Source organism: Hymenobacter telluris, from assembly GCF_017313265.1.
Lineage (GTDB): Bacteria > Bacteroidota > Bacteroidia > Cytophagales > Hymenobacteraceae > Hymenobacter > Hymenobacter telluris.
Map to the genome: position 1 here is coordinate 72,118 of NZ_JAFLQZ010000013.1, position 15,173 is coordinate 87,290.

The 15,173-nt window shown below is 57.0% G+C and carries 10 protein-coding genes; 8 read left to right on the forward strand and 2 right to left on the reverse strand.

Features of this window, described 5'->3' with window-relative positions; translation table 11 throughout:
- Positions 1-169: 169 nt before the first annotated feature.
- The 7 genes from ileS to J0X19_RS17340 all read left to right on the forward strand — a co-directional run bounded on the left by ileS (position 170) and on the right by J0X19_RS17340 (position 12,129).
- The gene (gene ileS / locus J0X19_RS17310; RefSeq protein ID WP_206985687.1) at positions 170-3,652 is read left to right on the forward strand and encodes an isoleucine--tRNA ligase; all 3,483 of its coding nucleotides are present in this window, start codon (positions 170-172) and stop codon (positions 3,650-3,652) included.
- Positions 3,653-3,915: 263 nt separating this feature from the next.
- The gene (locus J0X19_RS17315; protein WP_206985688.1) at positions 3,916-4,587 is read left to right on the forward strand and encodes a lipoprotein signal peptidase; all 672 of its coding nucleotides are present in this window, start codon (positions 3,916-3,918) and stop codon (positions 4,585-4,587) included.
- Positions 4,588-4,805: 218 nt separating this feature from the next.
- Positions 4,806-6,818, forward strand: coding sequence for an ABC transporter ATP-binding protein (locus J0X19_RS17320; protein ID WP_206985689.1), 2,013 nt, complete (start codon positions 4,806-4,808; stop codon positions 6,816-6,818).
- Between the two features lie 473 nt (positions 6,819-7,291).
- Positions 7,292-9,796 carry a ribonuclease R gene (gene rnr, locus J0X19_RS17325; protein WP_206985690.1) on the forward strand — a complete coding sequence of 835 codons (2,505 nt, stop codon included), beginning with the start codon at positions 7,292-7,294 and terminating at the stop codon, positions 9,794-9,796.
- A gap of 219 nt (positions 9,797-10,015) precedes the next feature.
- A complete protein-coding gene (locus J0X19_RS17330; RefSeq protein ID WP_206985691.1) occupies positions 10,016-10,987 on the forward strand; it encodes a polyprenyl synthetase family protein in 972 nt (323 codons plus the stop codon).
- Between the two features lie 119 nt (positions 10,988-11,106).
- Positions 11,107-11,760: a rhomboid family intramembrane serine protease gene (locus tag J0X19_RS17335; protein ID WP_206985692.1), complete on the forward strand. Its 654-nt coding sequence runs from the start codon at positions 11,107-11,109 to the stop codon at positions 11,758-11,760.
- Between the two features lie 93 nt (positions 11,761-11,853).
- A complete protein-coding gene (locus tag J0X19_RS17340) occupies positions 11,854-12,129 on the forward strand; it encodes a PLD nuclease N-terminal domain-containing protein (protein WP_206985693.1) in 276 nt (91 codons plus the stop codon).
- Between the two features lie 79 nt (positions 12,130-12,208).
- On the opposite strand, the gene J0X19_RS17345 is transcribed toward J0X19_RS17340, so the two are convergent.
- The gene (locus tag J0X19_RS17345; protein WP_206985694.1) at positions 12,209-12,829 is read right to left on the reverse strand and encodes a DUF2939 domain-containing protein; all 621 of its coding nucleotides are present in this window, start codon (positions 12,827-12,829) and stop codon (positions 12,209-12,211) included.
- 928 nt (positions 12,830-13,757) lie between these two features.
- On the opposite strand from J0X19_RS17345, the gene J0X19_RS17350 reads away from it, so the two are divergent.
- Positions 13,758-14,144 carry a helix-turn-helix domain-containing protein gene (locus J0X19_RS17350; RefSeq protein WP_206985695.1) on the forward strand — a complete coding sequence of 129 codons (387 nt, stop codon included), beginning with the start codon at positions 13,758-13,760 and terminating at the stop codon, positions 14,142-14,144.
- Positions 14,145-14,336: 192 nt separating this feature from the next.
- On the opposite strand, the gene J0X19_RS17355 is transcribed toward J0X19_RS17350, so the two are convergent.
- Positions 14,337-14,906, reverse strand: a complete 570-nt coding sequence (locus J0X19_RS17355; protein WP_206985696.1) for an acyl-CoA thioesterase — start codon at positions 14,904-14,906, stop codon at positions 14,337-14,339.
- Positions 14,907-15,173: the final 267 nt, after the last annotated feature.

Below are 15,173 nucleotides of genomic sequence, written 5' to 3' on the forward strand. Positions count from 1 at the left end.
CTCTAGTTCGCCTCACCCCTAGCCCCTCTCCGAAAAGGAGAGGGGAACTAGCTCTAAAACATTCAAAACTTAGTTCTACTAGCTCTATCTGGTTTCTATTTCTAGTCCCCCTCTCCTTTTCGGAGAGGGGCTAGGGGTGAGGCCACTAAAGGCTAAGAATCAACCAACAATGAACTACCCCGAATACAAGCAGCCGCTCAACTACGGCCAGGTTGGCACCGATATCCTGGCGTGGTGGAAGCAGAACGGCATTTTTGAGAAGAGCGTGAGTTCCCGCGAAGGGCAGCCCACGTTCGTGTTTTATGAAGGCCCGCCCTCAGCCAACGGCGCCCCCGGCATTCACCACGTAATGGCCCGGACGGTGAAGGACATCTTCTGCCGCTACCAGACGCTGCTGGGCAAGCAGGTGAACCGCAAAGGCGGCTGGGATACCCACGGCCTGCCTATTGAGCTGCAGGTAGAAAAGGAGTTGGGTATCACCAAGGAGGATATCGGCAAGAAAATCAGCATTGAGGAGTACAACCAGCGCTGCCGCGAAACCGTGATGCGCTTCAAGGCCCAGTGGGACGACCTCACCGAGAAAATGGGCTACTGGGTGGACCTCGACGACCCATACATCACCTTCGAGCCCGAGTACATTGAGAGCTGCTGGGCCCTGCTCAAGAAGCTCTACGACAAAGGCTACCTCTACAAAGGCTACACCATCCAGCCCTACTCCCCGGCCGCCGGCACTGGCCTCAGCTCCCACGAGCTGAACCAGCCCGGCACATACAAGGACGTGAAGGACACGACCGTGGTGGCGCAGTTCAAGGTGAAGCGAGATGAGAAATCGGAGAAGCTATTTGCTGGCACTGATGAGGTTCCTACATATATCTTAGCCTGGACGACTACTCCTTGGACCTTGCCGGCCAACACCGGTTTGGCCGTGGGCAAGAACATCAGCTATGTGCTGGTACGCACCTTTAACCCCTACACCTACGCGCCCATTCGGGTGGTGCTGGCGGAGGCGTTAGTTGGCAAGTACTTTTCGGAAAAAGGAAAAGATGCTTCGCTGGACGACTTTAAAGCTGGCGACAAAGTGCTGCCTTGGCGTATCGAAAGCACCTTCAAAGGCGCTGACCTCGTCGGCATCAACTACGAGCGGCTGTTCGGCCAGGACAAAGGTTTCCCGGCCTTTGAAGGGGAGGAGCGCGCCTTCCGCGTGATTCCCGGCGACTTTGTAACCACCGAAGACGGTACCGGCATCGTGCATATCTCGCCTACCTTCGGCGCCGACGACTTCCGGGCCGCCCAGCTGGCCGACGTGCCTGCGCTGCTGGTGCCCGATAAGGACGACCCCAACAAGAAAGTCCCCATCGTGGACCGGACGGGCCGCTACGTGGCCGAAATGGGTGAGTTTGGTGGCCGTTGGGTGAAGAACTACGACGGCCACGACCAGAGCGGTGCCGACTACAAAACCCTCGACGAAAGCATTGCCATCCGCATGAAAGGCGACGGCACGGCCTTCAAAGTGGAGAAGTACGAGCACACCTACCCGCACTGCTGGCGCACCGACAAGCCCGTGCTCTACTACCCCCTCGACTCCTGGTTTATCAAGACCACAGCGGTGAAAGACCGGCTCATCGAACTCAACAAAACCATCAACTGGCAGCCCGCCAGCACCGGCACCGGCCGCTTCGGCAACTGGCTGGAAAACCTGGTGGACTGGAACCTGAGCCGCTCGCGCTACTGGGGCACGCCCCTGCCCATCTGGCGCACCCAGGATGGCACCGAGGAAATCTGCATCGGCAGCATTGCCGAGCTGAGCGCCGAAATCGACAAGGCCGTAGCCGCCGAGGTGATGACGCACAACCCGTATTCCGTTGCCAGTTCCGAGTTGCCAGTTACCAGTGAAGGCGACCAGCAGAACAACACTGGCAACTCGCAACTCGGAACTCGCAACTCAAAAATCGACCTGCACCGTCCCTACGTGGACGACGTGTTCCTGGTGTCGCCCAGCGGCCAGCCCATGTACCGCGAAACCGACCTCATCGACGTGTGGTTCGACAGCGGCGCTATGCCCTACGCGCAGTGGCACTACCCGCTGGAAAACCAGGCGCAGTTCGAGAAGAACTTCCCGGCTGATTTCATTGCCGAAGGCGTGGACCAGACCCGGGGCTGGTTCTTCACGCTGCACGCTTTGGCGGTGATGCTGGAAGACTCGGTGGCCTACAAAAACGTAATGGCCAACGGCCTGGTGCTCGATAAGAACGGCAATAAGATGAGCAAGCGCCTCGGCAACGCCATCGACCCGTTCCAGACCATCAGCCAGTTCGGCCCCGACGCCACGCGCTGGTACATGATTGCCAACGCTCAGCCCTGGGACAACCTAAAATTCGACCTCAACGGCATCACGGAGGTGCAGCGCCGCTTCTTCGGCACGCTCTTCAACACCTACTCGTTCTACGCCCTCTACGCCAACCTCGACAACTTCCAGGCGCGTGAGTTCGACCGGGTGCCGCACGCCGAGTTAAGCGAGCTGGACCGCTGGATTCTCAGCAAGCTTCAGTCGTTGATTCAGGAAGTGCGTGGCTATTATGATGCATACGACCCCACCAAAGCCGCCCGCGCCATCCAGGATTTCGTGACGGATCAGCTGTCCAACTGGCACGTGCGCCTCTCGCGCCGCCGCTTCTGGAAGGGCGAACTGACCACCGATAAAAAGGCCGCCTACGAAACCCTGCAGGAATGCCTGGTGGTAGTGGCGCAGCTCATGGCCCCCATTGCGCCCTTCTTCGGCGAGTGGCTCTACCAGAACATGACGGGCGGCATGCGCCAGGAAGCCGTAGCCAAGAACACGCCTTTGGCCCCCGAATCGGTGCACCTCACGCTGCTCGTAGAAGCCGACGAAACTCGCATCGACAAGGCCTTGGAAGAGCGGATGGAACTGGCGCAGCGCATTTCCTCGCTTACGCACTCCATGCGCAAAAAGTCGGTGCTGAAGGTGCGCCAGCCCTTGCAGCGCATCCTGGTGCCGGTGTTCAACGACACCACGCGGGAGCAGGTAGGCAAGGTGGAAGACCTGATTTGCGCCGAGGTGAACGTGAAGCACGTGGAGTTCCTCGACGATACCAGCGGCGTGCTGGTGAAGTCGGTGAAGCCCAACTTCAAGCGCCTCGGCCAGCAGTACGGCGCCAAGCTGAAAGCCGTAGGAGCCCGCATCCAGCAGATGACTTCAGAGGAAATCAGCACCCTTGAAAAGACCGGTCAACTGGCCGTGGAAATCGAAGGGGAAGCCTACACCCTCATGCCCGACGACGTGGAAATCCGCACCCAGGACCTACCCGGCTGGCTGGTGGCCACCGACGGCCCCCTCACCGTGGCCCTCGACGTGACCCTGACCGACGAGCTGCGCCAGGAAGGCGTGGCCCGCGAATTGGTGAACCGCCTCCAGAACCTGCGCAAAGACAGCGGCCTGGAAGTGCAGGACAAAATCCGGGTGACGCTGCAGCAGCAGCCCGAGCTGGAAGCCGCTGTGCAGTCGTTTGGGAGCTACATCCGCGAGGAAGTGCAGGCCCTGGCCCTGAATTTCGCGCCGGAAATCAGCGGCGGTTCAGTGCTCGAATTTGATGAGTACAACGTGCCCGTGCAGCTGGAAGTCGCAACTAGCTAAAGGTCAAGTGCCAACCGTTGCCCTGAAAACGACGGTTGGCACACCAACGCACAAAGCGCAATTCACCTCTCGGAAATCAGCTTAAAACGGCACAAAGTCCGCTTGAAATAAATACCAACGGCATACAAGAAAGGCAAAGCTCTTGGGCAGTGAAGTTTAAAATTATGCGTCACTTTGTACCCAGAGAGGGGAGAGGTTCCGGTGCTGACACTACGTCAGGGCGAAGTCTCACTTCTCACTTCTAACCTCTCACTTCTCATAAAATGAAGTACTGGAAATACTACTTGGTGGCGCTGCTGGTCATCTTTATTGATCAGCTCTCGAAGTGGGCCGTGCACCACTATATGCAGCCCGGCATGGGGGGCGAAATTCCCGTGTTCGGCGACTGGTTCAAGCTGCACTACACCACCAACCCCGGCATGGCGTTCGGCTTCGAGCTGCCCCCGCCGTACGGTAAAATCGTGCTTACGGTGTTCCGGTTGATAGCCGTGAGTGGTATCAGCTACTACATTTATCGGCTGTGGAAACAGCGGGCTCCGGCCGGTTTGTTGGTGTGCATTGCCCTGATTCTGGGCGGCGCTATCGGCAACCTGGTCGATTCCATTTTCTACGGCGTGGTGTACGGGCCGGCCCTCACGGTGTACGGCGCGCCTACGCCCTGGCTGCACGGGCAGGTGATTGACATGCTGTTTGTGGACTTTCCCGACGGTTTTTTCCCGACTTCCTGGCCGCTGGTTGGCGGGAATCCTATTCCTGATTTTCCCATCTTCAACATTGCCGATTCATCTATTTTCATCGGCGTGGTGCTGATTCTGCTCAACCAGACTCGTTTCTACGGCCACCACTACCAGGAGCAGGAAGCTCAGCCTTTGGCTGCCGAAGACGAAGCCGCCGCCCAGGCCCGCCACGACGCCGAAGCCCGGGAAGTGGTGTAAACGCATCAGCCTTGAAAGCCCAAACGGCCCGTTGGAGCAATCCAGCGGGCCGTTTTTGTGAGCACCCGCACGTGTAGAGACGCGTATTCGCGTCGCGTCGTTGAACGACTGGAACTAGGCCGCATCAAACAACGTCAGCAACGCCAAGACGCGAGTACGCGTCTCTACATCGTGCAGGTGGTTGGCGTATCTTTAGCCACCTTACTCGACACGCTATTATGCCTCAGCCCATTCTCTCCGTCCGTAATCTGACCATCGACTTCGCCAGCCACCGCGGCAACACGCGGGCCGTATCGGACGTGTCGTTTGATTTGCACCGGGGCGAAACGCTGGCCATTGTGGGCGAATCGGGCTCGGGTAAATCGGTAACGTCGTTGGCCTTGATGGGGCTGATTCCGCTGCCGCCGGGCCAGATTACTGCCGGGAAAACCCGCTTCCACTCGGAAGCCTTGGGCGAAGTAGACCTGCTGAAGCTAACCGACAAAGAGCTGCAACAGGTCCGCGGCAACGACATCAGCATGATCTTCCAGGAGCCCATGACCTCCCTGAACCCGGTGTACACCTGCGGCAGCCAGGTGGTGGAAGCCCTGCTCCTGCACACCAACTTAGATGCCAGGCAGGCCGAAGCCCGTACCGTGGAGCTGTTCACGATGGCGCAGCTGCCCCGGCCCGAAAAAATCTTCAAGAGCTACCCCCACGAAATCAGTGGCGGCCAGAAGCAGCGCGTGATGATTGCCATGGCCATGGCCTGCAACCCCGCCATCCTCATTGCCGACGAGCCCACCACCGCCCTCGATGTAACGGTGCAGGCGCGCATGCTGAAACTAATCGACCAGCTCCGTCGCCAGCACGATACCGCCGTGCTCTTCATCACCCACGACCTAGGCGTGGTAGCCGAAATAGCCGACCGTATCATGGTCATGTACCGGGGCCGGGTGGTGGAGCAGGGGCCCGTCCTCGACATCTTCACCAATCCGCAGCACCCCTATACCAAAGGCCTGTTAGCCTGCCGTCCAAAATTATCGGTAGGACGAAAAAAACTGCCCGTAGTGGCCGATTTCATGCGTGAAACAGCCGATGGCGGCTTTATTGCCCTTAATGGCGGCCCAGCGCAACTGCTTGCTGCTGAAAACGATGAACTAGCAGCTGATTCCCCTAAAAACGGAATTGAAACCACCAAAACGTTCCCCGTGGAACATCAGAATGTTCCACACCCGGGCGGGCCTGCTTTCGGGGTAGAATCGGCCCCCATGCTGGAATCAGGCCAGCCATTGCCAAGCTCCAACAGTGTTTTAAGCGCCCAAGAACTTCCGCATACTGCTCCCCAACCGAACGTATCAGCACCTGCCGATGCACCTGCTAGCGGCCAGCCAACAACCAACAACCAACAACCAATAACCAACAAGGCTCCGCTGCTACAAGTGGAAAACCTGAACGTGCACTTCCCCATTCGCAAGGGTTTCTTCAACCGCAAGCCGGAAGTGGTGCGGGCCGTAGATGGGGTCAGCTTCGACATTTACCCGGGCGAAACTGTCGGGTTGGTAGGGGAGTCGGGCTGTGGCAAAACCACGCTGGGCCGGGCCTTGCTCCGGCTGGTGGAGCCCACCTCGGGCAGCATCCTGTTCGAAGGTGTAGACCTGGCCAAGCTGCCCGCCGGGGAGTTGCGCCGCCGCCGCCGCGAGTTTCAGATGGTGTTTCAAGACCCCTACGCCGCCCTCAACCCAGTGATGACCGTGGGCGAAGCCATCCTGGAGCCGATGCAGGTGCACAACGTCGGGGGTACCAAACAGCAGCAGAAGGCCCGCGTGGTGGAGCTGCTTGAAACCGTCGGCCTCACCGAAGCGCAGTACCAGCGCTACCCCCACGAGTTCAGCGGCGGCCAGCGCCAGCGCATCTGCATTGCCCGCGCCCTGGCCCTGCAACCCAAGTGCATCATCTGCGACGAGTCGGTTTCGGCCCTCGACGTGTCGGTGCAGGCGCAGGTGCTCAACCTGCTCAACGACCTCAAGCGCGAGTTCAACATCACCTACCTCTTCATCACCCACGACCTGTCGGTGGCCCGCTTCATGTCGGACCGCCTGCTGGTGATGCGCCAGGGCCAGATAGTGGAAAGTGGCCCCGCCGCCGGCCTCTACGCCCACCCCCAGCACGAGTATACTCGCCAGCTGCTGGCCGCCATTCCCAAAGACGAGCCCGCCGACATCCGCGCCGCCGTAGCCAGCCGAGCGTAGGGATAGGAGGGCCAGTGTTATCAAATTGACTGTCCTGCTGAGCTTGTCGAAGCATCTCTACCGCTTCGTTGAACAAGTGTAGCGACGCGACACTTCGCGTCTCTTCGTTGCTAAGGTTGTTATCCCGTGTCGTCCGAGCGGCGCAGACCCTGAGACGCGAAGTGTCGCGTCGCTACATGACGGATGCAGAATAGGTAGTGCATCCAGATTTAAAAGAGTGGGATGTAACTGATTTCGTGGAATCGGTGTTAAAGAGGTTGGCTATAGCAAATCCGTAATCTGGCATTTGCCGCCGGAAATAGATATTCGCTGATATATTTCGTATCATCTGCCTGAAGCCCGGCCAAGCGGCCGGCACCGCCCGCATCGGGCTACCTACATTCAACCCGGGATGCCGCTGCCAAAGCCGGCTTTCCCTGCTATCAATCCCGCCGCCTGAGAAAAAGACAACCCCTGGCGGCTCTCATTTTCCAATGAAAAGAAAAGAAGACTCTGCCGCCCCCCGCGCCCCTCGCGCGAAGGCTGCCAGCGGCGACCAGGCCGCCCCCGCAACGATAACCAAAGAACAGGTGCTGCGCGTATTCAGCGACAAGCCCACCGACGTTATTGCCTACCGCCAACTCTCGCGCCGCCTGGGCGTGACCACCAAAGAGCAGCGCGAAGAGGTGTTCGAGCATTTGCGCGCCCTCAAGAAATCAGGCGTGCTCACGCTCATCACCAACGACGAGTACCGCCTGACCGACCCCACGGCTATGCTGGCCGCCACGGCCCCCCCCAGCAGCAAGAAGCGCCGCCCCGACGACAACACTCCGGTGCCCGCCAAGCCCAGCCGCTCGGTGCAAGCCGAGTTCGGCAACGACCCCGTAGTGCACCGCCGCCGCGGCGCCGGTTTTGATTTTCCGTCCGATGAGCTGCGGCCCGAAACCCGGCGCCGCCAGGACAGCGGCGGCGACACCATCACGGGTACCGTAGCCCTGGCCACCGACAAGTTTGCCTTCGTCGTCAGCGAGGAAAGTGAGAGCGACGTGCGCGTGTTCACCGACCGGCTGAAGTTTGCCATGCACGGCGACACGGTGCGTTTGCGCCTGCGCGGCTCCCGCGACGGCCGCCCCGTTGGCGACGTGGTGGAAGTGCTGAAACGGGTCCGGCCCGAAGTGGTAGGGCGCTTGCAAGTGCAGGGTGGCATCGGCTTCGTGAAGCCCGACAACCGCAAGATGTACTTCGATGTGTTCGTGCCGTTCGAGAATCTGCACGGTGCCAACCACGGCGAAAAAGTGCTGGTGCGCATCACCGAGTTTCCTGAGAATGATGCCGGCCGCTCACCCGTGGGTGAGGTGGTTCGTAGCTTCGGACAGGCCGGCGCCAACGAGGCCGAGATAAACGCCATCATGGCGGAGTTCGGGTTGCCGTTCGAGTTTCCGCATGAAGTGGAGGTGGAATCGGAGGCCATATCCGACCGAATTTCCGAGGACGAAATCAGCCGCCGCCGCGACTTCCGCCACATCACCACCTTCACCATCGACCCCGCCGATGCCAAGGACTTCGACGATGCCCTGAGCATCCAGAAGCTGGAAAACGGCAACTGGGAAATCGGGGTGCACATTGCCGACGTAACCCATTACGTGAAGCCGGGTACCGAGCTGGAACGGGAGGCCAAGCACCGCGCCACCTCGGTTTACTTGGTGGACCGCGTGATTCCAATGCTGCCCGAGCGCCTCTCCAACGGCCTCTGTTCGCTCCGTCCCAACGAAGACAAGCTCACGTTTTCGGCCGTGTTTGAGCTGGATGAGAACGGCAAGCTGTACGAGTCGTGGTTCGGTAAAACCATCATTCACTCCGACCGGCGCTTTGCCTACGAAGAAGCGCAGGAGCGGATTGAAGGCCTGGAAGCCGACTACACCGCCGAAATTCAGCTGATGAACAACATTGCCAAAAAGCTGTGCGCAAAGCGCTTCAAGCAGGGCGCTATCAGCTTCGAAACGCAGGAGGTAAAGTTCAAGCTCGATGCCGAAGGCAAGCCGCTGGGCGTGTACGTGAAGGAGCGTAAAGACGCCCACAAGATGATTGAGGAGTTCATGCTGTTGGCCAACCGCAAGGTGGCTGAGTTTGTGTTCCGCCTCAAAAGCCGCAAGCCACGTTTCACGATGGTGTACCGCGTGCACGAAGCGCCCGACCCCGACCGGCTTCAAACCTTCGCGTTGTTCGCCAAGAAATTCGGCCACGACCTCGACCTGAGCAACCCCAAAAAACTCAGCACCGAGCTCAACGACTTATCGACGGAAGTAATCGGCCGGCCCGAGCAGAACGTGATTCAAACGCTGGCCGTGCGCACCATGAGCAAGGCCATTTACACCACCGAGCCGCTGGGCCACTTCGGCCTGGCCTTCGACCACTATTCGCACTTCACCTCGCCCATCCGGCGCTACCCCGATATGATGGCGCACCGCCTGCTGGAGCACTACCTGGAGGGCGGCAAGAACGTGGAAGTAGCTCCCGTGGAAGAAGAGTGCAAGCACTCCTCGGAGCGCGAAAAACTAGCGGCTTCCGCTGAGCGGGCCAGCATCAAATACAAGCAGGTGGAGTTCATGTCGGAGGTTATCGGCGAGACGTTCACCGGCGTGGTATCGGGCCTGACAGAGCGCGGCATGTACGTGGAAATCGAGGAGAACAAGTGCGAAGGCATGGTGCGCCTGAGCGAGATTCCCGGCGACTTCTTCGAGCTGGATAAAGACAACTATCGCATCGTCGGGCAGCGGACCAAGCGCATCATTCAGTTCGGCGACGAACTGCAAGTGGTAGTGAAAGCCGCCAACCTGCTCGACCGTACCATCGACTTCGAACTGGTGGACAACCGCCCCGATTCGGTGAAGCAGCGCGAGCAGCAGCAGCGCCGGGAGAACAGCAAGCCCCGCGGCTACCGCCCCGAGCGGAGCGGCGGCCGGCCCGGTGGTGGTGACAAAGGCAAGCGCCGCCGGTAAACGTTGTGCTGTCGGCAGCGCCCTTCTAAGCGTCTGTCATCCTGAGCTGGCGAAGGACCTTATCAAGCTAAAACGACTATCGTATTCACGACTCGTCCTCTCTGATAAGGTCCTTCGCCAGCTCAGGATGACAGACGTTTTTGGTTGCTCCTGTGGCGGCTGACTTAGCTTCTTGGTTACTCCTCCGTACCTTTCCCCTTGAACCGTACCCGCTTTTCCGTGGACCTTTCTTACTTCAGCAACAAGCTCACCACTGGCCTCGATAGTCTGCACTACGGCGACCAGCCCACGGCGCTCTACGAGCCCATCCGCTACATCATGGCCCTCGGGGGCAAACGCATCCGGCCGCTGCTGGCCCTGCTCGGCGCCCACATCTTCACCGACAACCTCGACCCCGTACTCAAGCCAGCGCTGGGCGTGGAAGTCTTCCACAACTTCACTTTGCTTCACGACGACATTATGGACCAGGCTCCGCTACGGCGCGGCCAGCCTACGGTGCACGAGAAGTGGAATGCCAACGTGGCCATCCTGAGCGGCGACGTAATGCTGGTGCGGGCTTATGAGCTGTTCTTTGACGTGCCGGCGCACCTGCTGCCCACCATCCTACGCCGCTTCAGTGAGACAGCCGCCGAGGTGTGCGAAGGGCAGCAGTGGGACATGAACTTTGAAACCGAAACCGAAGTCAGCATCGCCCAATACCTGGATATGATTCGGTTGAAAACGGCCGTGCTGCTAGGCTTCGCGCTGGAACTGGGCGCCCTGCTCGGCGGCGCCTCGGCCACCGACGCCGACCACCTGCGGCAGTTCGGCGTGGGCATCGGCTTGGCCTTTCAGCTCCGCGACGATTTGCTGGACGTGTACGGCGACGCCGCCACTTTCGGCAAGCGCGTCGGCGGCGACATCGTGAGCGACAAAAAGACCTTCCTGCTGCTCACCGCGCAGGCTCAAGCCAACGCCAACCAGCAAGCTGTACTAGCTCGCCACATTGGCCAGCCGGTGCTTAGCGCCGAAGTGAAGGTGCACGCCATCCGTACGCTCTACGATGAGCTTGAAATTCGCCCCCAGACCGAAGCGCTTATCAACAGCTACTTCCAGGACGCCTTGCAGCATTTAAAGCGCGTAGAGGCCCCCGAAACGCGCAAAGAGCCGTTGCTGCAACTCGCCTTGCAGCTCATGGACCGGGAACAATAGCAAAAGAGTTTAGAATGGAGCCAGGAGAGCCGAGAGGTGGAAAAGCATTGCAGCTGTTTCCTCTTAGCTCTCCTGGTTCGGTTCTAAGCTCTCGGTTCTTACCTCTACTATCTCAGCTAATGCCTTTTCTTAATCCTGCCTTGATTCTGATTGCCCTGACGGCGGGCATATCCATGTATGCCTGGTCGAACCGGGAACTGATGGAGAAGTGGATTTTCAGTCCCTATCTCGTGGCACGGCGCAACGAGTGGTACCGGTTCCTCACCTCCGGTTTCCTCCACGCCGACTTCGTGCACCTGGGCTTTAACCTCTTTGCTTTCTACTCGTTCAGCCCGGCCGTGCTGAGCGAGTTTGCTGGTACGTATGGCGTGCGCGGCGGTATTGCGGCCTTCCTGCTGCTCTACATCGGCGGCATCATCGTGTCGGATATTCCCACCTATTTCCGTCACCGCGACGACCCCGGCTACCGGAGTCTAGGCGCCTCGGGCGGGGTATCGTCGGTGTTATTTGCCAGTATCCTGTTTTATCCGGTAGCAGCCGGTGGCGGTGGCATTATCATCTTTCCATTGCCCATTCCTATCCAGCCCTTCCTGTTCGGGTTTCTATACTTGGCGTATTCCTACTACCAAGGGCGCCGGCGGGGCGACAATATCAACCATGATGCTCATTTCTACGGCGCGTTATTCGGCGTAGTGGTGGCGTTGGTGCTTGTGCCGCAGGCTGGGCTGGCTTTTATTTCTCAAGTTCGACTTTATTTATATAACTCACTGTAAATCAGTAACTTGTATCTATAATAGTTGATATTTTATATCTATTCCAAAAGATGTGCGTAGAAAACCCACAGAATCAACTCACTCCCTACGCTCATGAACAAACTTCAAACTCTTGCCAACCGCCTGCCGGCTAATATGCTGTCGTTGGCTTTGGCTTTCTCGCTTCTATTAAGCAGCTGCAGCGGCCGTCGGGCCGATGGCTCCCTCACCATATTTGGCGTCGCCTACCTGATTTTAGCGGTGCTGGCTTTCCTCAGCCTCATCAAGCAAGACTGGTCGGCTGGCAAGAAAATCATCTGGGGCCTCATCATTTGGTTCTTCCCTTTCGGTGGTTCCATCATCTACTTCCTGTTCTCCGGCCGCCGATAGCCCGAGCAAACTAAAAGCAAAAGCCCTGACGCCACGTGGTGTCAGGGCTTTTGCTTTTAAGGGTAATCTATGGCAAGACTTACTTCAGTAGGCGTTGCTTTTCCAGTCGAGCCACATGCTTGAGCAGGTCGCCGGTGTTGGTGATTTCCGTTACCTGCCAATGGTCGCCGCGGTTGAGCATCTTTAGCTCTACTACCATGGTGGTGTCGTATTTCGGCTGCGTGAATTCCAGGCCGACCAGGGCCTGCTCGCCTTCTTCGTTCACGTATTTCACGTCCTTGAATTTGCTGTCGGCACTGGCCACTTTGCCCACCAGCCCGGCCAGCGAAATGTTCATCACACCCTTTGAGCGGGCCGCATCGGCGGCGCCCTGCAACGAGCCGGTTTCAATGTATTGCTGTACCTCTTTGCGGGCCACCTGCGCCAGCTGCGGCTTCAGCATCCGCAAGGCGCCTTTAAAGGCAAATCCTCCTGGGTTCAATAGGCCCAATGCTGAACCTTGACTGGTTACCTGATCTACCAAGCTCCCCGTTACGCTGCTCACGTCAACGTACCGCTCGAACGTGGCCATGTCGTGGGTGCGGGCGGCATTGGCAGCCTGCACCAAGGCGTACTTCGGCCCGGCTTTCAAGCTCTGGTAATAGAAATAGCCTCCCGCGGTTACTGCCACCAGCAGAAGCAGCAAAATGATTCGTTTCATTGTAATGGATGAAGATTGAAAGGTTAGTGCCACTAAAATACCGGTTCCTTATATCCCTTACTTGCTTGACCACCCACATTTGCGCAACGCGGTTCGGGTAGCTGCTTTGTATTGAGGTTAAGAACCATTTGCACGCTGCCGAGCGTGACTACCGGCGCGGCTACGCGGCGGAAACGTGCAAGCATTTCATTAACCAACTGCTAGTGCGAAGCCGAGCGAAGGCGCTAACAGGTAGCTAAAAGCCTGTGGCGGATTCCAAAAATCAGTAAGGTAGTAGGGCGTCTGCCATAAGCTTAATGGCGGGTATATGGCAGCTGTACTTGTCCGTATGTAGCACAGCGTCGGCACTAGATGGCTGATGGTTGTGCACTAGCCACTACGAAACAGGCTGCACTCACACAACGCCACCAGCTCCTCTACCGCAATTTTCTCAGCTGAATTTTCGCACTTCGGAGCCATCGGAATGGCAGGTGTAAATCGTTCAATGAGGTGCCGCTTGTGTGTTTAGAATACCCTGCTTGGCTCACAACGGATGCTAGTTCCTTGGTGTCTATCAGAGCGGCACTTATGCTTGGTGACATACAGTAGCAATACACGCATGCCTCCTGTAATACCGGTGGTTCTGGCCCAGTCGCTTGGCTAGGCTACGCTTAGGTTACCTGGTTGCTGCTCCTAGCTTATAGTGTACGGCTAACGGTGTATCAAAAACCTGGTTTTTGACTCTGTAGCGGCTGTCTGATACATTATACAGTGTATTTTGTTACAAGTGTCCGTGTAATTGTAATCCGAGTTTGCACTGTAAAGCATGTAACATGTGTATCACGATACTTATACACTGTATAATATTACATTGTGTTATTTACAGTATTTGTTTTGATGTTCCGTACATAAGTGTCATATTTACATCATCGTTTACACCTACTCATTTATGCCGCATCAGGGTCAAATACTGCAAGAAGCCATCAAAAACAGCGGTATTTCCATTACTCGGATTGTAGACGAGTTAGGTATTACACGTCCAACCATATATCGTAAATTCAAGGATGAGACACTTGATTACGCATTTGTAACTAAGATAGGAGAAATAATCGGACATGATTTTTCTCACGACTTTACTGCGTTACAACAATCTGTTATCCCGTTTGTAACATCAAATGTTGCCCCTGTCTCTTTACATACTGTAACATCCAAAAGTGTAACACCGCAACCTGCTGACCAAGATTACGCTAAGCAACTCATGGCGCTCCAGACTAAGTATATTGCTCTGTTGGAAGCCTATAATGAATTGCTGTTAAAAGTGTACGGACCCAAGTAACAGATATGTTCCACGTGAAACATATCTGTTAGGCTCGGCAGTGAAAGTGCTACAAAACAACCTCTCATCTGGCAGCTATGCTGTAATACAAAGCCTCCTCTAGTGCATTTAATTGGCAGTATAGAGGAGGCTTTTGACTTGAATAGGCTACTGCTTTGGCCTGGGAATTAGGTGGCCAAAAGAAGACTGAATCTAGGTTCGGTAGGTTATCCGGCACCGCTCTTTCTCTAGCAGCGGAAGCTGATGTTCGACTGCCAACGAGGTAAGCGCGTTGTCGAATTCCCGACGATGTTCGGCATTGAACTCACGCCGTTTGATAGCCTCCAAAAATCGGCGCGCATCTTCAGGGGTATCTAGCTGGAGTCCTGGTACTGGGGTGGGCTTGCCATCGTCGTCCTTTGCCACCATCGTGAAGTAAGAAGTGTTGGTGTGTTTGACGGTGCCCGTGCGCACGTCTTCGGCAATGACCTTGATGCCGACTAGCAGGGAAGTGCGACCCACGTAATTGACGGAGGCTAACAAGGACACCAGTTCACCCACTTCTACTGGCTGTAGAAAATTCACGCCATCAACACTGACTGTGACGCAATAAGTGCCGGCATGTTTGGAAGCCGCAGCATAGGCAACCTTATCCATCAAGGAAAGTAAGATGCCGCCATGAATCTTGCCACCAAAGTTGGCGTACGACGGTATCATCAGTTCAGTGAGCGTGACGCGTGAGTACGACACCGGCCGGAAGTCGGGTAGGGGAGAGGAGGTCATAAGAATATATGTGTCGAAGAAGGAAAACAGAACAGTTGCTCTGCTTCGGCAATATGGCACAGCCCGGCAACCATCCTGCTATAGCTGGGCATACATACCTAGGGCAGTATAACAGACTTACCTCAGCAAAGGAAAATCGATTCTGGAGCGAGCTTATAGAAAAACTATTCAGAATGCCAGTAGCAAGAATTCCTCCTTTTGCTTGCTGCGTAATTCTGATAGGGTTGAAATAGCTAATTGGTGCGCTACCACTTCCGAATTAGAATC

Coding starts and splice junctions, on each gene's coding strand:
- ileS (WP_206985687.1), top strand. CDS start 170: ATGAACTACCCCGAATACAAGCAGCCGCTCAACTACGGCCAGGTTGGC.
- J0X19_RS17315 (WP_206985688.1), top strand. CDS start 3,916: ATGAAGTACTGGAAATACTACTTGGTGGCGCTGCTGGTCATCTTTATT.
- J0X19_RS17320 (WP_206985689.1), top strand. CDS start 4,806: ATGCCTCAGCCCATTCTCTCCGTCCGTAATCTGACCATCGACTTCGCC.
- rnr (WP_206985690.1), top strand. CDS start 7,292: ATGAAAAGAAAAGAAGACTCTGCCGCCCCCCGCGCCCCTCGCGCGAAG.
- J0X19_RS17335 (WP_206985692.1), top strand. CDS start 11,107: ATGCCTTTTCTTAATCCTGCCTTGATTCTGATTGCCCTGACGGCGGGC.
- J0X19_RS17340 (WP_206985693.1), top strand. CDS start 11,854: ATGAACAAACTTCAAACTCTTGCCAACCGCCTGCCGGCTAATATGCTG.
- J0X19_RS17345 (WP_206985694.1), bottom strand. CDS start 12,829: ATGAAACGAATCATTTTGCTGCTTCTGCTGGTGGCAGTAACCGCGGGA.
- J0X19_RS17350 (WP_206985695.1), top strand. CDS start 13,758: ATGCCGCATCAGGGTCAAATACTGCAAGAAGCCATCAAAAACAGCGGT.
- J0X19_RS17355 (WP_206985696.1), bottom strand. CDS start 14,906: ATGACCTCCTCTCCCCTACCCGACTTCCGGCCGGTGTCGTACTCACGC.